We start from the raw sequence: 21,159 nt of genomic DNA on the forward strand, positions 1-21,159 counted from the left end.
CAGGCCGGGGGACATTCGCGGAGAAAGGTACCCCGTCGGCGGGTGCGCCGCCCTGAACAGCGGCGCCAAAACAAGCGCCACGCACCACCGGCATGCAGCGCAAACCCATTTCGGTGCACATATCTTGCATACCAGTTGGCACAAAAGCTGCTGGTATGCAGACCAATGTCTACATCCGCATCCGAAATCAGTGCACGCATCGTCGAAGCGGTGATGGCGCAGAAGCTCGCTCCAGGCTCGCGCCTGGGCGAACAGCAGTTGGCCATGCTGTTCGACTGCAGCCGCACCATCGTGCGCGAAGCCCTCACCCGGCTGGCGGCACGTGGCATCGTGACGGTGAGCGCCCGGCGCGGCTGGTTCGTTATCGAGCCTTCGCAGGAAGAAGCACGCGAAGCCTTCGAGGCGCGCCGCGTCATCGAGCTTGGCCTGATCCGCAGTACGGGCAGCGCCGGCAAGATCGACAAGACCGCGCTGCGCCAGCTGAAGGCGCACCTTCAGCGTGAAAAGGCGGCGCTGAAGGAAAGCGACGTCGGCAACCGCAGCTTTCTCTTGGGCGACTTCCATGTGTGCCTGGCCGAGTGCCTGGGCAACACGCTGCTGGCCGACACGCTGCGCGACTTCACGGCGCGCACCACGTTGATCGCCATGCTCTATCAGAGCACGCACGACGCGGTGCAGTCTTGCGAAGACCACGTGCAGATCGTTGCCGCACTCGAACGGGGCGACCACGCCGCCGCCGAAGCCCTGATGGCTGCGCACATCGGCACCGTCCAGTCAGCGCTGCGTGTGCAGGCGCCGACCGATCCGCTTGCGCAACTGCGCGACGCGCTGGCGCCGCTGCAACAGAACACCGCGGCCAGGCCCAAGCGGCGCAAGGCGGCCGCGTCTTCTCCCAATGACACCGATTCTTCGACTTACCTAGGAGCCCTGCTATGACTTTCTCTTCGTCCAAACGCCGCCTCTCGCTCGCGCTTGCTTCCGTTGCCATGCTGGCCGCAGCCGGCACCGCCCAGGCCCAGAACGCCCTGGACAACGTGCTGAAGGCCAAGACCATCAAGATCGCCGTGCCGACCGACTACCCGCCTTACGGCTCGGTGGACAAGAACATGAAGCCCCAGGGCCTCGACGTTGAAATGGCCGAGCTCATTGCCGCCAAGCTGGGCGTGAAGGTCGAACTGGTACCCGTGACCAGCGCCAACCGCATTCCCTACCTGCAGACGCGCAAGGCCGATCTCGTGATCTCCACGCTCGGCAAGAACGCCGAGCGCGAGAAGGTGATCGAGTTTTCTTCGGCCTACGCCCCGTTCTTCCAGGCCGTGTACGCGGCCAAGAGCATGAAGCTCACCAGCTTTGCCGACATGGCCGGCAAGACCGTGGCCGTGACGCGCGGCGCAATGGAAGACCAGGAGCTGAACAAGGTGGCGCCGCCGAACGTCGACTACCGCCGCTTCGAAGACAACAACGCCACCATCGCAGCCTTCGTGGCCGGCCAGACGCAAACCCTTGCAACCAGCGCCGCGGTGGCGGGCGACATGCTCGCCAAGAACCCGAAGGTGAGCGCCGAATTCAAGCTGCTGCTGAAAGACAGCCCCTGTTTCATCGGCATTGCCAAGGGCGAAACCGCATTGAAGGCCAAGGTCAACGAGATCATTGCCGCGGCCAAGAAGGACGGCACGCTGGACACGATGTCGAAGAAGTGGCTGGGCAAGGCCGCCGGCGACCTGCCGGTCTGACCGACCACCGCTGAACCCCGACGAGCAAAGAAGAAGGCGCAGCCATGGAATTCGACTTCGGTGCAGTTCTTGTCGACTGGCGGCTGCTTGCCAAAGGGGTGGCCTGGACGGTGGGGCTGACAGCCATTGCCACTCTCATCGGCATGGCCGTGGGCGTGGCCTGCGCCTGGGCGCGCGCCAGCGGGCCTGCGTGGCTTCGCTGGCTGGTCGGCAGCTACGTGGAGCTGATCCGCAATACGCCCTTCATCGTGCAGCTGTTCTTCATCTTCTTCGGGCTGCCTGCCGCGGGCGTCAAGCTCACGCCGGAGACGGCGTCGATCATTGCGATGGTGCTGAACCTTGGCGCCTACGCCACCGAAATCATCCGCGCCGGCATCGAGGCCACGCCCAAGGGGCAGATCGAAGCGGCCGTGAGCCTGGCGCTCAACAAGGTGCAGGTGTTCACCCGGGTCATCTTGCCGCCGGCACTCAAGAAGGTGTGGCCCGCCATGGTGAGCCAGATCATCATCGTGATGCTGGGCTCCGCGGTGTGCGGACAGATTTCCACCGAAGAGCTGAGCTACGCGGCCAACCTCATCCAGAGCCGCAACTTCCGCGCCTTCGAAGCCTTCATCGTCGCCACGCTGGTCTACCTGGCGCTGGCCGTTGGGCTGCGCAGGCTGCTCAACTGGGCCGGACCCAGATTCTTCTTCGGCCGCTGAAAGAAGAGGGAAAGCACATGGTCGATTTTTCTCTCTGGGACATCCTGCGCAACCTGCTCATGGCGCTGCGCTGGACGGTCGTGTTGTCGCTCATCGCATTCATCGGCGGCGGGCTGGTCGGCGGCCTGTTGCTGTTCCTGCGCTTGCGCGGCGGCAGCGCCATGAACCGCGCCGTCGGCTTTTACGTGCAGCTCTTCCAGGGCACGCCGCTGCTGATGCAGCTGTTTCTCGCCTACTTCGGCATTGCGCTGTTCGGTGTCGATGTGTCTGCATGGACCGCGGCGAGCGTGGCGCTCACGCTCTACACCAGTGCCTTTCTCACCGAAATATGGCGCGGCTGCGTGGCCTCCATTCCCAAGGGCCAGTGGGAAGCCTCGGGCAGCCTGGCGCTGAGCTTTGCCGAGCAGATGCGCCACGTCATCTTGCCGCAGGCCGTGAAGATCGCCATTGCGCCGACAGTCGGCTTTCTGGTGCAGGTGATCAAGGGCACGGCGCTTGCCTCGGTGATCGGCTTTGTCGAACTCACCAAGGCCGGCAGCATGATTTCGAACGCCACCTTCCAGCCATTCGTGGTGTTCAGCTGCGTGGCGCTGCTTTATTTTGTGCTGTGCTTCCCGGTAAGCCTGTACGCCAAGAACCTCGAGAGGAAATCCCATGGCCGCCGTGCTTGAACCCCAGACTTCCGCCGCACCCATCGTGCGCGTGACCGCGCTGCGCAAATCGTACGGTGCCAACGAGGTCCTCAAGGGCATCGACCTCGAAGTGAAGCGCGGCGAGGTCATCGCCATCATCGGCAAGAGCGGCTCGGGCAAGAGCACGCTGCTGCGCTGCATCAACGGGCTCGAGGTGTTCCAGGAAGGTTCGCTCACTGTCGACGGCAAGCCGCTGCTGCACGAGAGCGCCATGGCAATGCGCGAGCTGCGCCAGCGGGTGGGCATGATCTTCCAGAGCTTCAACCTGTTTCCGCATCTCACCGTGGGCAAGAACGTGATGCTCGCGCCCACGCTGGTAAAGAAGCGCAGCAGCATGGAAGCGGCCTCGCAAGCGCGCAAGCTGCTCGACCGCGTGGGCCTGGCCGAAAAATTCGACGCCATGCCCGACCAGCTTTCGGGCGGCCAGCAGCAGCGCGTGGCCATTGCACGGGCGCTGGCAATGGAGCCGGCGGTGCTGCTGTGCGACGAGATCACTTCGGCCCTAGACCCCGAACTGGTGGGCGACGTGCTGCGCGTGGTGGAGTCGCTGGCCGACGAAGGCATGACGCTGCTCATGGTCACGCACGAGATGAGCTTTGCACGCAAGGTGAGCGACCGTTTGATCTTCATGCACCAGGGCCGCGTGCATGAGATGGGACCGCCCGCGGAGCTTTTCGGCAATCCGCAAACGGCGGAGCTGAAGCAGTTTCTTTCGTCGCTACACGACTGAGCCGACTGAAGCGGAACGCTTTCGCTACTTGCGAGCCCGCGCCTTCGCCCGCTTGCTCACAACCATTCCGGGCGGCGGATCGAAGTTGTCGTCGGGCCCGATGCCAGTCTCCACGCCGAGCCGGGCTGCCAGGTGCGCGGCGTCGTACGGTGCATGCACCTTCACATCGTTGTCGAAGTAGCAGTACACATCGCGCCCCTTCTTTCGTGACAGCAGGCGCGAGGGTTCGGCCAGCCTTGCGTCCTTGACCTGCCGGCCGCTGCGCCAGGCGTCGATGCGCTCGGCCCAGCGGTCGAGAGCTTCTTTGCTGTAACCGCTGGCATAGAGCTCTTTGTCGCCGTGCAGCCGCATGTAGACGAAATCGGCGCAAAGGTCTTCGAGCAGGGGCCAGCGCCCCGCGGTATCTGCAACCACCAGCGCAACGCCGTGGCGGCGCAGCATTGCGACGAAGCCGGGGTTCTCGAAGCTCGCATGCCGCACCTCTAGCGCGTGACGGATCTGCAGCTTCGCGGGCACCTTCAGAAACGCGCGGTCGTCGTCCAGCTTCTCGTTGTGTTGCCGTGCCAGCGCAAGGGCAGACCGGCCGTCCCGCGGCAAAAGCGCCAGAAACTCCTCGAGCCGATCGGCGTTGTAGACGAAGGACGGCGGCAACTGCCACAGGATCGGCCCCAGCTTGGCGCGCAGCGCAAACACACCCGAGGCAAAGAAGTTGGCCAACGCAGCGCGCGGTTCCTTCAGCCGCAGGTTATGGGTGATGTAGCGAGGCCCCTTCACCGCAAAAACAAAATCGTCAGGCGTTGCGTCGTGCCACGCCTGGTACGACACGGGACGCTGCAGCGAATAGAAAGAGCCGTTGATTTCGATAGTGGGCAGCATGCGCGAGGCAAAGTCGAGCTCGAGCCGCTGCGCCAGGCCTTTCGGGTAAAAGCGCCCTCGCCACGGCGCATAGCGCCAGCCAGAAATTCCTATTCGCGTGGTGCCCTGCATCGTTCGTCTTCTGTTCCGCCGAGGTGCAAAGGTTGCGCGCCGGGCATTCCCCAGGCGTAGGAAAATTGCCTTTTCGTGTAGCAGCGCGCGGAACGGAACCATGCAGGATGTGGCAAGCTCCCAGAAGTATGCAAATTCGCACCTTGCCCCCCCACTCCCGCCGCTGGATGCTGCGTGCTCTCCTGGGTGCTGCCGCCCTGCAGTCGCCGCTCGCGGCGCTGGCCGGCTTCAACTTCTTCACCAGCGAATACACCGCAACGCGCGACGAACTGCAAACGCAGATCGCCAGGCGCTTTCCGGTGGCCGAGCGCTATGCCGAAATCTTCATGGTCGGCCTGCGCGACCCGCAACTGGGCCTGGACGCACGCGGCAACCGGGCGGCCATCACGGCCACACTGACCATCGCAAGCCCGTTGCTCGCAGCCTCGCCCGTTCAGGGTGTGGTATCGGTCAGCAGCGCGTTGCGCTACGACGCCGCCACGCGTGCGCTGCGGCTCGACCAGCCCAAGGCCGAGCGGCTGGAGCTGCAGGGTGTGGAAGGCCGCGATGCCGAGCGGCTGCAGAAGGTGGGCGCGGTGGTGGCGCAGGAACTGCTGCAGGGCCAGGTGCTGCGCAGCTTTACCGCGGATGAGCTCACTGTCGGCCGCAAGACCTACGAGATTGGCGATATCACCGTACTGGACAACGGCATCAAGGTGCAGCTGAAATGAAATATCCACTGCTTGCAGCCGCGTTGCTTGTTGCGGGCTGCGCGGCCATTCTCCCCACTGCAAAGCAGCATTTCGACCTGCAAGCCCACCGGGGCGGGCGCGGCCTTGCGCCCGAGAACACGCTTGCCGCATTTTCCAACGCCATCGACCTGGGCGTGACCACGCTCGAACTCGACATCGGGCTCACGGCCGACGGCGTGGTCGTCATCTCGCACGACACCACGCTCAATGCAGACCACACGCGCGACGCGAACGGCGCCTGGCTTGCATCGAAGGCGGGCCCGGCTATTCGCTCGCTTACGCTGGCGCAGCTGCAGGGCTACGACGTAGGCCGGCTGAATCCCGCCAGCAACTACGGCAAGCAGTTTGCGCTGCAGCAGCCGCGCGACGGCGAGCGAATTCCTACACTGGCCGCCCTGTTCGACCATGTGCGTGCGCGCGGCGCGAACGCCGCAACGGTCCGCTTCAACATCGAAACCAAGATCGACCCGACCAAGCCCGACGAAACCGCCGCGCCCGAGCCGATGGTGCGCGCCCTGCTCGCAGAAATCGACAAGGCGCAAATGGGCGGCCGGGTGACGGTGCAGAGCTTCGACTGGCGCACGCTGGCGCTGGTCGGCCAACTTGCACCGCAACTGCCGCGGGCATACCTGAGCTCTGCGCGCACGCTCAAGGACAGCCGGTGGACGACCGGGCTCAACGCAGCCGAGTTTTCTTCGACGCCGCAATTGGTGAAGGCCGCCGCCGGCAACGCGGGCGCGCAAGTGACCTGGTCGCCTGCCTACAACGACCTGACGCCAGCAGCCATCAAGGAAGCGCAAAAGCTCGGCTTCAAGGTGCTGCCCTGGACCGTGAACCAGCGCGCCGACATGCTGCGGCTCATGGACTGGGGCGTGGATGGAATCATTACCGACTACCCCGACGTGCTGCGCGACCTGATGCGCGAGCGCGGCCTCTCGCTGCCGCCGCCCGGAAAGGCCGGCGCATGAACGCCGCACCGCAACTCGACGCGATTGGCGCGCGCATCGACGCGCTGCGCAGCGGCCGCGGCGAATCGATCACCGCACTCTCGAACAAAGCACGGGCGAGTGCCGAGCTGCTCGCGGCGCTGCCGCCGCGCTATGGCGAAGTGCTGCTGAACCTGCTCGATCGGCTGGAGTCGAGCGCGCTGTTCAGCGAAGAGAGTTGTTCCTTCAGCCAGAAAGACCTGCTCGACAATCTGCAGGTCTGGGTCGACAAGGCCCGCGCGCAACTCGCGTCCTGAGGAGAATCCACATGCAAAGACGAACCCTTCTTCTGCGTGCCGCGCCAGCTCTGGCGCTCGCATCGACGACAGCATGGCCGTTGGCCGCATTGGCCGCCGCACCAATGGTCGAGATCTGGAAAGACCCGAACTGCGGTTGCTGCCAGGACTGGGTGAAGCACCTCAACGCAAACGGCTTCGCAACCCGCGTGCACGACAACGGCAACGATGCCGCACGCGCGCGGCTTGGCATTCCGGCCAAGCTGGGCTCGTGCCATACCGGCCTCGTCGGCGGCTATGCGCTCGAGGGCCACGTGCCCGCGCGCGAGGTGCACAGGCTGCTGCGCGAAAAGCCGAAAGCCGCAGGCCTTGCGGTGCCCGGCATGCCGGTGGGCTCACCCGGCATGGACGGCCCGGCCTACGGGGACAGGCGCGATCCTTACGATGTGCTGCTGGTGCTCGCCGATGGCGGCAGCCGCGTGTACCAGAGCTACCGCTGAGGCGAAAGCGCGCGGTAGCGTGCCGCTCAGCTGAAGCGGCCGGGGTCGAAAGGGGCAAGCGGCGTTTCAGGCGATGTACCGGCAAGCAGTTGCGCTGCGAGCCGGCCGGTGCGCGCAGACCCGCACAGGCCGACGTGCCCATGCCCGAAAGCCAGCACAACGTCTTTGCTGGCCTTCGAGGCTCCTATGCATGGCAGGCCATCGGGCACGCTGGGCCGGTGCCCGAGCCAGTGCTTCACTGAGACCGATTCCGCCGCCTGATCGCCGAGCGCGGGAAACATCGATTGCAGGTGCCGATGCAGGATCTCGGCGCGGCGCCAGTCGGGCGCGGCTTCGAGGCCGCCGATTTCTACCTGCCCCGCCGCGCGCAAGCCGCCGTCCATCCAGTGCGCGATGAGCTTGCCGTCGGCCACCATCGTCGGCGTGCGAGGCCCCACTGCGGCGCCTTCGACGATGACGTGGTAGCCGCGCTCCGACTCCAGAGGCACCGGGGAACCGGCCGCCGCGGCCAGCGGACCTGAGTGCGCGCCGGCGCAGATGGCGGCGGCATCGCAGGCGATTTCACCGGCTTGCGTCAGCACCGCACGCAGCCGCCCGCCCTCGATGCGAAAGCCCGTGGCGCGCGTTGCCACACGCTGCGCACCGGCTTCGCGCGCATGCCGCGCGAGCGCGGACACATAGGCACCCGGGTTGCGGCAGTGGCCGGCCTCGGGCACGAAGATGCCCAGCGTGTAGCGCGCGTCGAGGTCAGGCTCGCGCTGCCGCAACTGCGGCTCCGGCCATTCTTCCCATTGCACGCCGGTGCGTCCGCGCACGCGCCAGCCGAGCGCGTCGCCTTCGAACTCTTCGCGCGAACGGTAGGCATGCAACAGCCCTCGCTGTTCGATGAGCTGCGGCACGCCGGCCTCGGCAGCAAGCCGGGAATGCAGCGCCGGCGCATCGGCGAGCAGCGTGCGCAATGCGTCGGCGGTGCGCTGCACGCGTGACTCGGTCCACCCCGATGCGAGATAACGCAGCAGCCACGGCAACGCGCGCGGCAGGTAACGCCAACGCAGCGCCAGGGGCCCCAGCGGATCGGCCAGCCAGCCCGGCACCTTGCGCCATGCGCCCGGCAGCGCGGGCGGCACCACCGAATGCGAGGACAACCAACCCGCATTGCCATAGCTCGTGGCATGCGGGCCGCCCGGTTCGCCGGGCTCCACCACGGTCACGCGCAGGCCCGCCCGCAATGCCTCGATGGCGGTTGCGCTGCCCACGGCACCCGCTCCAATCACGACCACGTGGCGTGCAGGGCCGCCCGCGGAGAAACTTCTTGCAACTGTCATGGTGCCTATCGTAGAGGGCGCGGTCCCATAATCGGCCGCCATGCCTGCTTCGTCATCTGCATCCTCTTCTCTTTCGTCGTCTTCAGGCGCCATCACCGATGTGGCCGGCATCGAAGTCGGCCACTTTTCCGACACGCGCCGGCCCACCGGCTGCACGGTGATTCTTGCCCGCGAGGGCGCTGTTGCCGGCGTCGACGTGCGCGGCGCCGCTCCCGGCACGCGTGAGACCGACCTGCTTGCGCCCGGCAACCTGGTCCAGCAAGTGCACGGCGTCATGCTGGCGGGCGGCAGCGGCTGGGGCCTTGCCACCGCCGAGGGCGCAATGCGCTGGCTCGAGGAGCGGAACATCGGCATGGACGTGCGCTTTGGGACCTTGCCCATCGTGCCTGCGGCCGTGCTGTTCGACCTGCCCATGGGCGACGCGCGCATCCGCCCCGACGCCGCGTCCGGCTATGCGGCTTGCGATGCGGCAAGCAGCAATGCCCCGGCCGAAGGCAACGTCGGCGCCGGCAGCGGCGCGCTGGTGGGCAAGCTCTTCGGCGTGCACCGGGCGATGAAGGGCGGTATCGGCACGGCCTCGGTCACCGTGGGCGGCGTAACGGTGGGCGCGCTCGTCGCGGTCAATGCCCTGGGCGACGTGATCGATCCTGACACCGCGCAGCCGGTAGCCGGAGCGCGCACCCAAGACGGACTCGCACTGCTCGACACTCGCCGGGCCCTGCTGCGTGGCGAGCTCCCCACACCGCTGCTCGCCGGCACCAACACCACGCTCGGCGTGATCGCGACCGATGCGGTGCTGACCAAGGTGCAGGCCAACCGCCTTGCCAGCGTGGCGCACGACGGCCTCGCGCGCGCCATCAACCCGGTGCACACCATGAGCGACGGCGACACGCTGTTTGCGCTGGCCACCGGCCGCGTTCCGCTCGAAGGCCCCGGCGCCGAATCCAGGCCCGGCATGACTGTGCTCGGCACCATGGCGGCCGAAGCAGTGGCGCGCGCCACCCTGCGCGCGGTGCTGGCGGCGCGCTCCGTCACCGCCGGCGATTTGCATGTTCCGTGCGCGGCCGATCTCGCAGCTACGAAAGGTTGAACTCCTCATGGCCATGCCCAAGACGCTGAAGCTCATCCTCCTGTCGATACGCGACCTCATCGCCTCGGCAGGTCCCGTCGTGTTCCTCGTGATCGGCATGCTGATTGCCGCCTACTGGTGGCTGCAGCCGCAGCCGCCCAAGCACGTGACGCTGGCCACCGGCCCTACCGGCAGCGCATACGCGCAGTTCGGCAAGCGCTATGCCGAAGTGCTCAAGGGCAGCGGTATCGAGGTAGAGCTGAAGGCCACCACCGGATCGACCGAGAACCTGCAACTGCTGCGCAACGGCGGCGCCGACGTGGGCTTTGTGCGCGGCGGCAGCGCCGACGCAGTGGCCGACGAGGAAGCTGGGCTCACCTCTCTGGGCAGCCTGTTCTACGAACCGATCTGGCTCTTCTATCGTGCGGACACCGCACAGAAGATCGACCGCAAGACGAGCACGCTGACATCGCTCACGCAACTGCGCGGCTTGCGTGTGAACGTCGACATGCCGGGCAGCGGGCTGCCCGAGATCATGGAAAGGCTTTTCAAGGCCAACCACCTGGAGCCCGACGCGCTGCAGCTCTCCAACCTTGAACAGGCGGCCGCGGCCGAAGCCCTGCAGGCCGGCCTGCTCGACGTCATCGTGCTGGCCTCGGCCCCGCAGTCGCCGCAGGTGCAGCGCCTGCTGCGTGCGCCCGACATCAAGCTGATGGACTTCGGCCAGGCCGATGCCTATTCGCGGCGCTTTCCTTTTCTTTCAGCGGTAACGCTGCCGCGCGGCGTGGTCGACCTGTCGAAAGACCTGCCGCCTTCGGACGTGACGCTGCTCGCGGCCACCACGTCGATGCTCTCGCGCGAAGAAACGCACTCGGCGCTGCGGCAGCTTTTTGCGCAGGCCGCCCAGGGCTTGCACAGCGATGCCGGCTGGTTCAACCGCGCGCGCGACTTTCCGAACACCCGCACCAGCGAACTGCCCGTGAGCCCCGAGGGCGACCGCGCCATCAACGGCACGCCGCCGTTCTGGCAGCGTTACCTGCCCTTCTGGGCCAGCAACCTGATCGAGCGCATGTGGCTCGTGCTCGGCGGCCTCTTGGTGCTGATGCTGCCGCTGAGCCGCGTGGTGCCGCCGCTCTACCAGTTCCGCGTGCGGCGGCGCGTGTTCCGCTGGTATGCGCGGCTGCGCGACATCGAAGCCAAGATCGATGCACAGCAAGGCGGGCGCGAGGAATTGCTCAGCGAGCTCGAGGAGCTCGACCGCGTGGTGAACAAGGTGGCCGTGCCGCTTTCTTATGCCGACGAGCTCTATGCGCTGCGCAACAACATCCATACGGTGCAGCGGCGAGTGCAATTGCGCTGGCCGCAGCCCGGCGACTTCGCACCCCGGACACCACCGCCGAAAGCACCTGCTGCAGAAACCGCTTGATTTAAAACGCTTGACTTAGAGCGCGCTCCAACTTCGAGAATTCCCGCCATGGAAGACCACCTGACCATTGCGGAAGTCGCCCAGCGCACCGGCCTCACGGCTCACACGCTGCGCTACTACGAGCGCATCGGCCTGATCGCCGCGGTGCCACGTGCACCGGGCGGCCAGCGCCGCTACGCACGCGCCGACCTGGACTGGCTGGCCTTCCTGTTGCGCCTGCGCGAGACCGGCATGCCCATCCAGGGCATGCAAGCCTTCGCCAGGCTTCGAAGCCAGGGGGACGCCAGTGTCGGAGCGCGGCGCGAGATGCTCGAACAGCATCTTGCCGAAGTCCAGGCCAAGGTGGCGGCGCTGCAGCAATCGATGCAGGCGCTGTCGCTGAAGATCGCGCACTACCGTGCGATCGACAAGAAGCGTCCCTCGTCACCGGGCACAGCCCACAAAGGAAAGACGAGCGATGATGAACCCACAAGCAAGCCGCAACGGCAACGACAACCTGCGCTACGAGCGCGGGCTGGCCAAGCTCCAGCAGATCGACGGTGAAGGCGGCACCAAGGTCGTCGAAAGCCTGGCCGGCATCGCGCCCGATTTCGCGCGCCTCCTCGTCGAGTTTCCGTTCGGAGACATCTACTCGCGCCCCGGCCTCGACCTGCGTTCGCGCGAGATCGCGGTGGTGGCCGCGCTCACGGCCATGGGCAACGCCGCGCCGCAGCTCAAGGTGCATATCCAGGGCGCACTCAACGTCGGCGTCACGCGCACCGAGGTCGTCGAGACCATCATGCAGATGGCGGTGTACGCGGGCTTTCCGGCGGCGCTGAATGGGCTGACGGCCGCACGCGAGGTGTTTGCGGCCGACGATGAAAAAAGCGCGCGGCCCCTTGCGGAACCACGCGCTCCTGTCGAAGCACCCTGAGGTTACTTGAGAGCCTTGTAGCGCATGCGCTTGGGCTTGGCGCCTTCTTCGCCCAGGCGCTTCTTCTTGTCGGCTTCGTACTCCTGGTAGTTGCCGTTGAAGAAGGTCCACTGGCTGTCGCCTTCGGCCGCGAGGATGTGCGTGGCGATGCGGTCGAGGAACCAGCGGTCGTGGCTGATGACCATCACGGTGCCGGCGAACTCGAGCAGTGCATCTTCCAGGGCGCGCAGGGTTTCCACGTCCAGGTCGTTCGACGGTTCGTCAAGCAGCAGCACGTTGCCGCCCGCGATCAGCGTCTTGGCCAGGTGCAGGCGGCCGCGTTCACCGCCCGACAGCGTGCCGACCTTCTTCTGCTGGTCGGCGCCATTGAAGTTGAAGCGGCCCGCGTATGCGCGGCTCGCCATCTGGAACTTGCCAACGTTGATGATGTCCAGGCCGTTCGAGATGTCTTCCCACACGGTCTTTTCGGACGCCAGCTCGTCGCGGTGCTGGTCGACGAAGGCCATCTTCACGGTCTGGCCGATGACGACCTCGCCCGAATCCGGCTTTTCCTTGCCCGCGAGCAGCTTGAACAGCGTCGACTTGCCGGCCCCGTTCGGGCCGATGATGCCGACGATGGCGCCCGGCGGCACGGTGAAGCTCAGGTTGTCGATCAGCATGCGGTCGCCGAAGGACTTGCTGACGTTGTGAAACTCGAACACCTGCTGGCCCAGCCGCTCCGCCACAGGAATGAAGATTTCCTGCGTCTCGTTGCGCTTCTGGTATTCCATGTCGCTCAGCTCTTCGAAGCGGGCCAGGCGGGATTTGCTCTTGGCCTGGCGTGCCTTCGGGTTCTGGCGCGACCACTCGAGTTCCTTCTTCAGCGCCTTGGCGTGGGCTTCTTCGCTCTTCTGCTCCTGCGCCAGGCGTTCGCCCTTCTGCTCGAGCCAGGTGCTGTAGTTGCCCTTCCACGGAATGCCGCGGCCGCGGTCCATTTCCAGGATCCACTCGGCTGCGTTGTCGAGGAAGTAGCGATCGTGGGTAATGGCCACCACGGTGCCCGTGAAGCGCTGCAAGAACACTTCGAGCCACTCCACCGATTCGGCGTCCAAGTGGTTGGTCGGCTCGTCGAGCAGCAGCATGTCGGGCTTGGACAGCAAGAGGCGGCACAGCGCCACGCGCCGCTTTTCGCCGCCTGACAGCAGGCCGATCTTCGCGTCCCACGGCGGAAGGCGCAGCGCGTCGGCGGCAATTTCCAGCTGATGCTCGGAATCGGTGCCGGCGGTGGCAATGATGGCTTCGAGCTGGGCCTGCTCGGCCGCCAGCGCGTCGAAGTCGGCGTCTTCGGCACCATACGCGATGTACACCTCTTCGAGGCGCGCCTTGGCCGCAAACACCGCGCCCATGGACTCTTCGACCGATTCGCGCACGGTGTGCTCGGGGTTGAGCTTGGGTTCCTGCTCAAGATAGCCGATCGTCATGCCCGGCATGGGCAGCGCCTCGCCCTCGAACTCCTTGTCCACGCCCGCCATGATCTTGAGCAGCGTGGACTTGCCCGAGCCGTTCAGGCCGAGCACGCCGATCTTGGCGCCGGGGAAGAAGGAGAGCGAAATGTCTTTCAAGAGCTGCCGCTTGGGCGGCACGGTCTTGCTGACACGGTTCATCGAATAGACGTATTGGGCCATCTGTGGATAGTTACCTTGGGTAGCGGAAATTGGGCGGAAAGTGCGGGCGCCCGAAGAAGCTTTCGGACGCGGCAAACCATAGATTATCGACTCATGCGACAATAAGCACCGTTGCCGGGTCCAGTTGCCCGCAACACCGGCTCTCTGCCGGGGACGAAGAAAGACCTTTCCAACCCTTTTGCGAGGGCGGACTTTCCGGCTCCCACCCCTGACCTTCATCTGCCTTGACTGGCTCGGCGTTACCAAAAGACGCCTAGCGGGCCGATGCCACTGCGCCGTGTATGGCGCTTATTGTTTCCAATGAATTTTGACGAACTGAAGCTGGCCCCCGCCATCTTGAAGGCTGTGCACGAGCACGGTTACGACACCCCCACCCCCATCCAGGCGCAAGCCATTCCCGCGGTTCTGGAAGGCCATGACCTTCTGGGCGGCGCCCAGACCGGCACCGGCAAGACGGCCGCCTTTACCCTGCCGATGCTGCACAAGCTCAGCATGGGCGCCAGCGCCACCAACAAGTTCGGCGGCATCGGCATTCGTGCCCTGGTGCTCACCCCCACGCGCGAACTCGCGGCCCAGGTCGAAGAGTCGGTCCGCACCTACGGCAAGTACCTGGAGCTCGACTCCACCGTGATCTTCGGCGGCGTGGGCATGAACCCGCAAATCAGCAAGCTCAAGAAGGGCGTCGACATCCTCGTGGCCACCCCCGGCCGCCTGCTCGACCTGCAACAGCAAGGCATGCTCGACCTGAGCCAGGTCCAGATGCTGATCCTCGACGAAGCCGACCGCATGCTCGACATGGGCTTCATCCACGACGTGAAGAAAATTCTTGCTCTGGTGCCCCGCGAAAAGCAGAGTCTGCTGTTCTCGGCCACCTTCAGCGACGAAATCCGCGACCTGGCCGCCACGCTGCTCAAGAACCCGCAAAGCATCCAGGTCACGCCGCGCAACACCACCGTGCAGCGCATCACCCAGGTGATCCACCCCGTGGGCCGCGGCAAGAAGAAGGCGCTGCTCGCGCACATCATCAACGAGAACAAGTGGAGCCAGGTGCTCGTGTTCACGCGCACCAAGTTCGGCGCCAACAGCGTGGCCGAGTTCCTGACCAAGAACGGCATCGAAGCCATGGCGTTGCACGGCAACAAGAGCCAGAGCGCACGCACGCAGGCGCTGGCCGGCTTCAAGAGCGGCGAGATCCGCGCGCTGGTGGCCACCGACATCGCCGCCCGCGGCATCGACATCGACGAGCTGCCGCACGTCGTCAACTACGAAATCCCGAACGTCAGCGAAGACTACGTGCACCGCATCGGCCGCACCGGCCGCGCCGGTTCGAGCGGCGAGGCCGTGAGCTTTGTCTGCCTGGACGAAGAAGGCTTCATGCAGGAAATCGAACGCTTCACCAAGCAGACGATCCCGGTGCAGTTCGTCGAAGGCTTCGGCCCTGAAGACGGCGAACGCGCCGAGCCCATCGCCATGGGCCGCCAGACGATCTGGGGCGGCGCCGGCCGTCCGCCGAGCCGCGACGTCATGCAGGCGGCCGCCAAGGCTGCCCGCACCGAAATGCTGCAACGCATTCGCGAGAACAAGGCCGGCCAGGGCGGCGGCGAACGCGCCGGCGGTGGCGGCAACGGCGGCGGTCAACGCCGCGGCGGCGGCCAAGGTGGCGGCGGTCAAGGCCGCAACGCGAATGGCGGCGGCCAAGGCCAAGGCCCGCGCGGCCAGGGCGCTCGCCCGGCACAAGGCCGCGGACCGCAAGGCCCGGCGCGCGCACCGCACCACGCGCCCCAGCATCATCAGCAGAACCACCTGCCGCACGACGAGCGCCAACCGCGCCATCACGGCAACAGCCACAGCCCGACGCAAGCCAACCAGGTTGCACACCTGCGCGCCGAAGCAGTCGCGGGTGGCGACGGCCAGCCGGATCCGTTGCGCACGAGCGTCGACCACATGGGTGGCGGCCGCGGTCGCGGCGGCCGTTCGGGCGGCGGCGGTGGTGGCGGCTACGGCGGCAACCGTTCGGGCGGCGGTGGCCGCTCGGGTGGCGGCGGCTACGGCGGCGGTGGTGGTGGCAACCGCTCCGGCGGCGGCGGTGGGGGCCGTTCGTTCGGCCGCTGAGCCGAAGCGCGGGTAGACAACCTACCCTGCAATTGAACAAGGGCACCTCGGTGCCCTTTGTTTTTTTCAGGCCAAGGCATCGCGCCCGTCAGGCCAGCCCGACACAATCGGGAGCCATGCAGTACATACCGCCCAACTACGCCACCCTCTTCGTTGCGACTTGCAATCTGCTGAATCTCGCGAACCCGCACCGCGTGTACTACGAGAACCAGGACGCCTACGACGAGCGCGAATACGACCGCAAGATCGGCTGGATCGGTGAGCGCTTTCACGCGCTCAATGCCGATGTGCTGGCGGTTCAGGAGGTCTGGGACGAGAGCGCACTGAAGGCCGCCATTGCGCGCAGCGGCCTGCGCTATGACTTCGTTTCTGCACCCGGCGCCGAGAACACGCCGCCGCACAACGGTGCACAGGGCACGCCGCGCGTGGGCATTGCCACGCGGCTGCAGGTGGACCATGTGCAGTCTTTCGTCGACTTTCCGCCCGGCTTCGCCGTCGATGTGCCGGGCCTGGGCCCGCACACGCGCTTCGAGCGGCCGCCCCTCCTGGTCACGCTGCGCATGAAGCACGGGCAGCAGGTGCATGTGTTGACGGCACATCTCAAGTCCAAGCGCCCGAAGTTCCTGCAAGACGCACAAGGCAATCACCTCGAGGACCGCGAGGACCGCAAAGTGGGTGCCATGGCTTCGCTGCGCTCGCTCGTCATGCGGGGCGTTGAAGCGGCTGCCCTGCGCTGCATCGTGATCGACCTGCTGCAGGGCACGGACACGCCGCTGGTGGTGATGGGCGACTTCAACGACGAGCCGCACAGCGTGACCACGCAGCTGGTGGCCGCCACTTCCGATGTGGCCTACGACAAGGCCGCGCGCGACGTGGCGCTGTTCAACGCCTACGAGATGCAGGGCGAATCGGCGCTCAAGAAGGACGTGGCCTATTCGCACATCCACCAGGGCTTTCCGGCGGTGCTCGACCAGATCTTCGTGAGCGAGGAGTTCGTTGCGGCCAGCAAGCGCAGCCTGGGCGACGTGCGCCGGGTCGACTATTTCAACGACCACCTGCACGAAGGACGCGACCGTTCACGCTCGGACCACGGCTTTGTGCGGGCGCTGCTGAGGCTGCGCACCGACTGAGCGTCGGCCGCAACACAACAACGACACTCAAAGCTTGGAGACCCGCACCATCGCGTCGGCCCGCTTGTGCAGGTCCGGCAGCAGTTCCAGCCCGAGCCCGGGCTTGTCGTTCAGGCTGATCATGCCGTTTTCGACCTTCGGCAGCTCGGTAACGAGCTCCTTGTACCAGCCGGTGAAGAAGGCGCGCACGCTCTCCTGGATGAGCGCGTTCGGCGCATGCAGGCTCAGGTGCGTCGATGCGGCCCAGACCACCGGGCCGGTGCAGTCGTGCGGCGCCACCGGCAGTTGCCATGCGTCGGCCATCGCGGCGATCTTGCGTGCTTCGGTAAGGCCGCCACACCAGCTCAGGTCGAGCATGGCAACACCGGCCACGCCGGTTTGCAGGTAGTCCTTGAAGCCCCACTTGTAGCTGAGCGTCTCGCTCGCGCAGATGAGCGCATCGCAATCCTTCGCGTACTGCTTGAGCAGGTCGAGGCTGTCCATGCGAATGGCGTCTTCGTGCCAGAAGGTGTCGAACTCCTTCAGCGCACGGGCGATCTTTTGAGCCATCGGCACGCGCCACAGGCTGTGGAACTCGACCATGATGTCCATCTTGCTGCCCACGGCCTTGCGGATCTTGCGGAACGGCTCCAAGGCGGCGTCGAGATCGGCATTGCTGATGTACTGGCCGTGGCTCTTTTCCGCAGCGGGGTCGAAGGGCCAGATCTTCATGGCCGTGATGCCTTCGGACAGCAGCGATTCGGCCAGCTCGTCGGCATGGTGCAGAAAGCCCTGCAGGTCTTCGTAGGGCCCGTTGTTGTTGGCAAGGCCCCAGTTGGCGCTGGTCTGGTTGGTGGCGCTGCGGATGTACTGGTAGCCGGCGCAAGTGTTGTAGATGCGGATCGCATCGCGGCTCTTGCCGCCCAGGGCGGTGTGCACCGGCATGTTGGCGGCCTTGCCGAACAAGTCCCACAGCGCAATGTCGACGGCCGAGTTGCCGCGCGTTTCCACGCCCGACCCGCGCCAGCCCAGGTAGCCGGTGATGTCGCGATTGCGTGCCTCGATCTGCAGCGGATCGGTGCCGAGCAGCTTGAGCGCCGCCCATTCATGCAGATAGGCCTCGACCGCTTCGGCGCCCATGAAGGTTTCGCCAAGGCCGACCAGGCCCTCGTCGGTGTGCAGGCGCACCCACACGATGTTGGGAAACTCGCCAAGGCGAATGGTTTCCACTTGGGTGATCTTCAATTTGAAACTCCGCAAAAAAAAGGGCCGCAGCAGCTTGCGCTGCGCGGCCCCGATACCACTCTTCAGGAATCGATCAGCCGCCGCGCGCCTTCTTGAGCGCGTCGGTCACCACGCCCACGGCTTCGGCGCCGATGTTGGGCACGTTCTTGTCGTACACGGGCTTCACCTTTTCGAGCATGCGCTTCTGCTCGGCCGGCGACACGTCGTTCACCGTCATGGTCTTGCGCAGGTTGGCAAGCGCCTTCTCGTTGAGCGCGCGATTGGCTTCGCGCTGGACCTTCTGGCCTTCCTTGGCGGCTTCGCGCAGCACGGCCTGCTCTTGCGGGTTGAGCTGGTCCCACAACTTCTTGCTGTAGAGAATGAGGAAAGGTGTGTAGGCATGGCGCGTCACGCTCAGGTACTTTTGCACTTCGCTGAACTTCGAGGTCTCGATGGTCACGAAGGGGTTTTCCTGGCCGTCGATGGTGCGGGTTTCAAGCGCGGTGAACACTTCGCCGAAGGCCATGGGCACGGCGTTGGCGCCCAGCGTCTTGAACGAGTCCAGGAAGATGTTGTTCTGCATCACGCGCAGCTTCACGCCTTCGAAGTCCTCGGGCTTGGCCACCGGCTTCTTGCTGTTGGTCAGGTTGCGGAAGCCGTTCTCCCAGTAGGCCAGGTTCACCAGGCCCGCGGCTTCGAGCTTCTTGTTGAAGTATTCACCGGCTGGGCCGTCGAGCACCGCATCGGCCTCTTTCTCGTTCGCAAACAAGAACGGCAGGTCGAACGCGCCGAGTTCCTTCACGATGCCGACCAGCGGCGAGCTGGAGGTGCACACCATTTCTTGCGTACCGGCGCGAAGCGCCTGCGTAGCCGGCAGGTCACCGCCCGCAGCGCCGCCCCAGAAGGCAACGATCTTCATCTTGCCGCCGGTCTTGGCGGCCAGCACCTCCTGCATCTTCTTGACGCCCACGCCCACCGGATGGTCTTCGTTCACGCCATTGGTGAACTTGATGGTGCGGTCGGCAAATTGCGCAATGGCGCCGGTCGATGCGAGCAGGCCGCCGGCCACGAGGGCGGCGGTCATCAGGGTTCTGCGAAACAACATGCTTGTCTCCTTCGGTTGAGGTTGTTGATGAATGAACTGACAGAAAAACTCAGCGTCCCATCCACCACTGGAGCGGAATGGTGACGATTTCAGGCACGAACACCAGCGTGAAAAGCACCACCAGGTGAGCGATGAAGAAAGGCATCACGCCCTTGAAGGCATCGTCCATCGAGATGCGCGCCACGCCGCTCACCACGTTGAGCACCGTGCCCACAGGCGGCGTAATGAGGCCGATGGCATTGTTCATGATGAACAGCACGCCGAAGTACACCGGGTCGATACCGGCCTTGAGCACCACCGGCATCAGCACCGGCGTGAGGATCAGCACCGTGGGCGTGAAGTCGAGCGCGGTGCCCACGATGACGATGAGCACCATCATCACGAACATCAGCAAGACCTTGTTGCCCATGAACGGCTCCAGAAGCGCGACCACTTCGGTCGGGATGTTGGCTACCGTAATGAGCCATGCGCTCACCATGGCGGCGGCCACGAGGAACATCACCACGGCGGTCGTCTTGCCGGCGGCAAGCGTCAGGCGGTACAGGTCCTTGGCCTTCAGCTCGCCATACACGAAGAGGCCGACGATCAGCGAATACACCGCCGCCACCACGGCGGCCTCGGTCGGCGTGAAGATGCCGAACTTCATGCCGCCGATGATGATGACGGGCAGCGCCAGCGCAAGGCTGCCTTGCGCCGTGACCTTGAGCCGCTCGCCCCAGCTCACCCGCGGCGCGGACTTCACGTTCTCCTTCTTGGCGACGATCCACCAGGCGATACCTACCGCCAGCCCCATCAGGACACCGGGCACGATGCCGGCCAGGAACAGCTTGGTGATCGACACGTTGCCGGCCACGCCAAACACGATGAGGCCGATCGAGGGCGGAATGACCGGCGCGATGATGCCGCCCGCGGCAATCAGGCCGGCCGAGCGGTTCAGCTGGTAGCCGGCCGCCTTCATCATGGGAATCAGCAATGCGGCCAGCGCGGCGGTGTCTGCCACGGCCGAACCCGACAGCGACGCCATGATGATGGCCGCCACCACCGCCACATACCCCATGCCGCCGCGGTAGTGGCCCACCCACGCCATCGCCAGGTTGACGATGCGCCGGCTCAGCCCCCCGGCATTCATGAACTCCCCGGCCAAGAGGAAGAAGGGCACTGCAAGCAGCGGAAAGTTGTCTGCGCCGTCGACGAAGCGCTGCGCGATGATCTGGCTGTCGAACGCCGGCAGGCCGCCGGTTGCGGCCAGCCAGCCCATCAGCGAAACGCCGCACACCAGCAGCGAATAGGAGATTGGAATGCCAATTGCCATGGCACCCAGCAGCGACACGATGAAGATGGTGACTGTCATGGGGCCACCTTGCCGTGTGCGGACACTTCGAGCACCTGCTCTTCGGATTCCATGACCTGTATGAGCTCCTGCTCAGGCACCCTTCCGCGGAACAGGCGCCACAGCTTCTCGATATTGAAGGTGCCCATGACCACGGCAACCACGTAGCCGATGCCGTAGATCCAGATCATCGAGATGCCCACCACGGGCGATATGTTGGTGACCTGCAGCTCGTGCATTTCGTAGGTGCCCATGAGAAACAGCACGTTGCAGAACAGCATGAGCGACTGGCTCAGGAAGAAGCAGAACTTCTTGCCGCCAAGCGGCAGGCGCTTGATGAGCGTGTCCACGCCCAGGTGCGCGCCTTCGCGCATGGCCACCATGGCGCCGATGTAGGTGAGCCAGATGAAGCAGTAGCGCGACATTTCGTCGGACACCGAAATGCCGGAGTTGAAGCCATAACGCAGGATCACGTTGCCGAACACCATGACGACCATGGCCACCATGCACACCACCACCAGGAATTCCAGCACCCGGAAAAACCCGTCGATCACTCTACTCATAGTTCATCTCCTGTCGCTCTTAC

Annotated in this window: 22 protein-coding genes; 15 read left to right on the forward strand and 7 right to left on the reverse strand. The window is 65.4% G+C overall.

Annotated elements, in window-relative coordinates; all coding sequences use genetic code 11:
• The first annotated feature begins 165 nt into the window (after positions 1-165).
• From QHG62_RS23210 to QHG62_RS23230, 5 genes are read left to right on the forward strand one after another with little or no spacing between them, the layout of a single operon-like run.
• Positions 166-936, forward strand: a complete 771-nt coding sequence (locus tag QHG62_RS23210; RefSeq protein WP_281147980.1) for a GntR family transcriptional regulator — start codon at positions 166-168, stop codon at positions 934-936.
• Positions 933-1,733: a transporter substrate-binding domain-containing protein gene (locus QHG62_RS23215; protein WP_281147981.1), complete on the forward strand. Its 801-nt coding sequence runs from the start codon at positions 933-935 to the stop codon at positions 1,731-1,733. The genes QHG62_RS23210 and QHG62_RS23215 overlap by 4 nt, the downstream gene beginning before the upstream one ends.
• 44 nt (positions 1,734-1,777) lie before the next feature.
• Positions 1,778-2,434: an amino acid ABC transporter permease gene (locus QHG62_RS23220; protein ID WP_258501510.1), complete on the forward strand. Its 657-nt coding sequence runs from the start codon at positions 1,778-1,780 to the stop codon at positions 2,432-2,434.
• Positions 2,435-2,451: 17 nt separating this feature from the next.
• A complete protein-coding gene (locus QHG62_RS23225) occupies positions 2,452-3,105 on the forward strand; it encodes an amino acid ABC transporter permease (protein ID WP_281147982.1) in 654 nt (217 codons plus the stop codon).
• Positions 3,089-3,856: an amino acid ABC transporter ATP-binding protein gene (locus QHG62_RS23230; protein WP_281147983.1), complete on the forward strand. Its 768-nt coding sequence runs from the start codon at positions 3,089-3,091 to the stop codon at positions 3,854-3,856. The genes QHG62_RS23225 and QHG62_RS23230 overlap by 17 nt, the downstream gene beginning before the upstream one ends.
• A 24-nt stretch (positions 3,857-3,880) precedes the next feature.
• Here QHG62_RS23230 and QHG62_RS23235 read toward each other — a convergent pair whose 3' ends face one another.
• Positions 3,881-4,843, reverse strand: coding sequence for a DUF72 domain-containing protein (locus QHG62_RS23235; protein WP_281147984.1), 963 nt, complete (start codon positions 4,841-4,843; stop codon positions 3,881-3,883).
• A 143-nt stretch (positions 4,844-4,986) separates the two neighbouring features.
• Here QHG62_RS23235 and QHG62_RS23240 point away from each other — a divergent pair, with 143 nt between their 5' ends.
• From QHG62_RS23240 to QHG62_RS23255, 4 genes are read left to right on the forward strand one after another with little or no spacing between them, the layout of a single operon-like run.
• Positions 4,987-5,553 carry a DUF1439 domain-containing protein gene (locus QHG62_RS23240; RefSeq protein WP_281147985.1) on the forward strand — a complete coding sequence of 189 codons (567 nt, stop codon included), beginning with the start codon at positions 4,987-4,989 and terminating at the stop codon, positions 5,551-5,553.
• Positions 5,550-6,542 carry a glycerophosphodiester phosphodiesterase gene (locus QHG62_RS23245; protein ID WP_281147986.1) on the forward strand — a complete coding sequence of 331 codons (993 nt, stop codon included), beginning with the start codon at positions 5,550-5,552 and terminating at the stop codon, positions 6,540-6,542. The genes QHG62_RS23240 and QHG62_RS23245 overlap by 4 nt, the downstream gene beginning before the upstream one ends.
• Positions 6,539-6,817: a hypothetical protein gene (locus QHG62_RS23250; protein WP_281147987.1), complete on the forward strand. Its 279-nt coding sequence runs from the start codon at positions 6,539-6,541 to the stop codon at positions 6,815-6,817. The genes QHG62_RS23245 and QHG62_RS23250 overlap by 4 nt, the downstream gene beginning before the upstream one ends.
• 11 nt (positions 6,818-6,828) lie before the next feature.
• Positions 6,829-7,296 carry a DUF411 domain-containing protein gene (locus QHG62_RS23255; RefSeq protein WP_281147988.1) on the forward strand — a complete coding sequence of 156 codons (468 nt, stop codon included), beginning with the start codon at positions 6,829-6,831 and terminating at the stop codon, positions 7,294-7,296.
• A 26-nt stretch (positions 7,297-7,322) separates the two neighbouring features.
• Here QHG62_RS23255 and QHG62_RS23260 read toward each other — a convergent pair whose 3' ends face one another.
• Positions 7,323-8,621 carry an NAD(P)/FAD-dependent oxidoreductase gene (locus QHG62_RS23260; protein ID WP_281147989.1) on the reverse strand — a complete coding sequence of 433 codons (1,299 nt, stop codon included), beginning with the start codon at positions 8,619-8,621 and terminating at the stop codon, positions 7,323-7,325.
• Positions 8,622-8,661: 40 nt separating this feature from the next.
• Here QHG62_RS23260 and QHG62_RS23265 point away from each other — a divergent pair, with 40 nt between their 5' ends.
• Genes QHG62_RS23265 through QHG62_RS23280 form a run of 4 tightly spaced genes read left to right on the forward strand, consistent with a single transcriptional unit; the run spans position 8,662 to position 12,029 of the window.
• Positions 8,662-9,711 (forward strand): P1 family peptidase, encoded by a 1,050-nt coding sequence (locus tag QHG62_RS23265; protein ID WP_281147990.1) that lies wholly within the window; start codon positions 8,662-8,664, stop codon positions 9,709-9,711.
• 7 nt (positions 9,712-9,718) lie between these two features.
• A complete protein-coding gene (locus tag QHG62_RS23270) occupies positions 9,719-11,116 on the forward strand; it encodes a TAXI family TRAP transporter solute-binding subunit (RefSeq protein WP_281147991.1) in 1,398 nt (465 codons plus the stop codon).
• 48 nt (positions 11,117-11,164) lie between these two features.
• Entirely contained in the window at positions 11,165-11,659 is a 495-nt protein-coding gene (locus tag QHG62_RS23275; RefSeq protein WP_281147992.1) for a MerR family transcriptional regulator, read from the forward strand.
• Positions 11,574-12,029, forward strand: coding sequence for a carboxymuconolactone decarboxylase family protein (locus QHG62_RS23280; protein WP_281147993.1), 456 nt, complete (start codon positions 11,574-11,576; stop codon positions 12,027-12,029). The genes QHG62_RS23275 and QHG62_RS23280 overlap by 86 nt, the downstream gene beginning before the upstream one ends.
• Before the next feature lie 2 nt (positions 12,030-12,031).
• Here QHG62_RS23280 and ettA read toward each other — a convergent pair whose 3' ends face one another.
• Positions 12,032-13,693 carry an energy-dependent translational throttle protein EttA gene (ettA, locus tag QHG62_RS23285; protein ID WP_281147994.1) on the reverse strand — a complete coding sequence of 554 codons (1,662 nt, stop codon included), beginning with the start codon at positions 13,691-13,693 and terminating at the stop codon, positions 12,032-12,034.
• A gap of 300 nt (positions 13,694-13,993) precedes the next feature.
• Here ettA and QHG62_RS23290 point away from each other — a divergent pair, with 300 nt between their 5' ends.
• The gene (locus tag QHG62_RS23290; protein ID WP_281147995.1) at positions 13,994-15,805 is read left to right on the forward strand and encodes a DEAD/DEAH box helicase; all 1,812 of its coding nucleotides are present in this window, start codon (positions 13,994-13,996) and stop codon (positions 15,803-15,805) included.
• Between the two features lie 116 nt (positions 15,806-15,921).
• Positions 15,922-16,935, forward strand: coding sequence for an endonuclease/exonuclease/phosphatase family protein (locus QHG62_RS23295; RefSeq protein WP_281147996.1), 1,014 nt, complete (start codon positions 15,922-15,924; stop codon positions 16,933-16,935).
• 27 nt (positions 16,936-16,962) lie between these two features.
• On the opposite strand, the gene QHG62_RS23300 is transcribed toward QHG62_RS23295, so the two are convergent.
• The 4 genes from QHG62_RS23300 to QHG62_RS23315 all read right to left on the reverse strand — a co-directional run bounded on the left by QHG62_RS23300 (position 16,963) and on the right by QHG62_RS23315 (position 21,136).
• Positions 16,963-18,159 carry a mandelate racemase/muconate lactonizing enzyme family protein gene (locus QHG62_RS23300; RefSeq protein ID WP_281147997.1) on the reverse strand — a complete coding sequence of 399 codons (1,197 nt, stop codon included), beginning with the start codon at positions 18,157-18,159 and terminating at the stop codon, positions 16,963-16,965.
• Between the two features lie 73 nt (positions 18,160-18,232).
• Entirely contained in the window at positions 18,233-19,243 is a 1,011-nt protein-coding gene (locus QHG62_RS23305) for a TRAP transporter substrate-binding protein (protein ID WP_281147998.1), read from the reverse strand.
• A gap of 49 nt (positions 19,244-19,292) precedes the next feature.
• On the reverse strand, positions 19,293-20,594 hold the full coding sequence (locus QHG62_RS23310; protein WP_281147999.1) for a TRAP transporter large permease subunit: 1,302 nt from the start codon (positions 20,592-20,594) through the stop codon (positions 19,293-19,295).
• The gene (locus QHG62_RS23315; protein ID WP_281148000.1) at positions 20,591-21,136 is read right to left on the reverse strand and encodes a TRAP transporter small permease; all 546 of its coding nucleotides are present in this window, start codon (positions 21,134-21,136) and stop codon (positions 20,591-20,593) included. Before QHG62_RS23315 ends, QHG62_RS23310 begins: the two co-directional genes overlap by 4 nt.
• Positions 21,137-21,159 lie beyond the last annotated feature (23 nt).

The organism is Variovorax paradoxus (assembly GCF_029919115.1).
Lineage (GTDB): Bacteria > Pseudomonadota > Gammaproteobacteria > Burkholderiales > Burkholderiaceae_C > Variovorax > Variovorax paradoxus_O.

What these genes read in the sequence shown, in the direction of transcription:
- QHG62_RS23235 (WP_281147984.1), bottom strand. Translation starts at nt 4,843, where the DNA reads ATGCAGGGCACCACGCGAATAGGAATTTCTGGCTGGCGCTATGCGCCG.
- QHG62_RS23305 (WP_281147998.1), bottom strand. Translation starts at nt 19,243, where the DNA reads ATGTTGTTTCGCAGAACCCTGATGACCGCCGCCCTCGTGGCCGGCGGC.
- QHG62_RS23315 (WP_281148000.1), bottom strand. Translation starts at nt 21,136, where the DNA reads ATGAGTAGAGTGATCGACGGGTTTTTCCGGGTGCTGGAATTCCTGGTG.
- QHG62_RS23250 (WP_281147987.1), top strand. Translation starts at nt 6,539, where the DNA reads ATGAACGCCGCACCGCAACTCGACGCGATTGGCGCGCGCATCGACGCG.
- QHG62_RS23245 (WP_281147986.1), top strand. Translation starts at nt 5,550, where the DNA reads ATGAAATATCCACTGCTTGCAGCCGCGTTGCTTGTTGCGGGCTGCGCG.
- QHG62_RS23255 (WP_281147988.1), top strand. Translation starts at nt 6,829, where the DNA reads ATGCAAAGACGAACCCTTCTTCTGCGTGCCGCGCCAGCTCTGGCGCTC.
- QHG62_RS23220 (WP_258501510.1), top strand. Translation starts at nt 1,778, where the DNA reads ATGGAATTCGACTTCGGTGCAGTTCTTGTCGACTGGCGGCTGCTTGCC.
- QHG62_RS23215 (WP_281147981.1), top strand. Translation starts at nt 933, where the DNA reads ATGACTTTCTCTTCGTCCAAACGCCGCCTCTCGCTCGCGCTTGCTTCC.
- QHG62_RS23265 (WP_281147990.1), top strand. Translation starts at nt 8,662, where the DNA reads ATGCCTGCTTCGTCATCTGCATCCTCTTCTCTTTCGTCGTCTTCAGGC.
- QHG62_RS23225 (WP_281147982.1), top strand. Translation starts at nt 2,452, where the DNA reads ATGGTCGATTTTTCTCTCTGGGACATCCTGCGCAACCTGCTCATGGCG.
- QHG62_RS23270 (WP_281147991.1), top strand. Translation starts at nt 9,719, where the DNA reads ATGGCCATGCCCAAGACGCTGAAGCTCATCCTCCTGTCGATACGCGAC.
- QHG62_RS23210 (WP_281147980.1), top strand. Translation starts at nt 166, where the DNA reads ATGTCTACATCCGCATCCGAAATCAGTGCACGCATCGTCGAAGCGGTG.
- QHG62_RS23260 (WP_281147989.1), bottom strand. Translation starts at nt 8,621, where the DNA reads ATGACAGTTGCAAGAAGTTTCTCCGCGGGCGGCCCTGCACGCCACGTG.
- QHG62_RS23280 (WP_281147993.1), top strand. Translation starts at nt 11,574, where the DNA reads ATGATGAACCCACAAGCAAGCCGCAACGGCAACGACAACCTGCGCTAC.
- QHG62_RS23290 (WP_281147995.1), top strand. Translation starts at nt 13,994, where the DNA reads ATGAATTTTGACGAACTGAAGCTGGCCCCCGCCATCTTGAAGGCTGTG.
- QHG62_RS23310 (WP_281147999.1), bottom strand. Translation starts at nt 20,594, where the DNA reads ATGACAGTCACCATCTTCATCGTGTCGCTGCTGGGTGCCATGGCAATT.
- QHG62_RS23230 (WP_281147983.1), top strand. Translation starts at nt 3,089, where the DNA reads ATGGCCGCCGTGCTTGAACCCCAGACTTCCGCCGCACCCATCGTGCGC.
- ettA (WP_281147994.1), bottom strand. Translation starts at nt 13,693, where the DNA reads ATGGCCCAATACGTCTATTCGATGAACCGTGTCAGCAAGACCGTGCCG.
- QHG62_RS23275 (WP_281147992.1), top strand. Translation starts at nt 11,165, where the DNA reads ATGGAAGACCACCTGACCATTGCGGAAGTCGCCCAGCGCACCGGCCTC.
- QHG62_RS23295 (WP_281147996.1), top strand. Translation starts at nt 15,922, where the DNA reads ATGCAGTACATACCGCCCAACTACGCCACCCTCTTCGTTGCGACTTGC.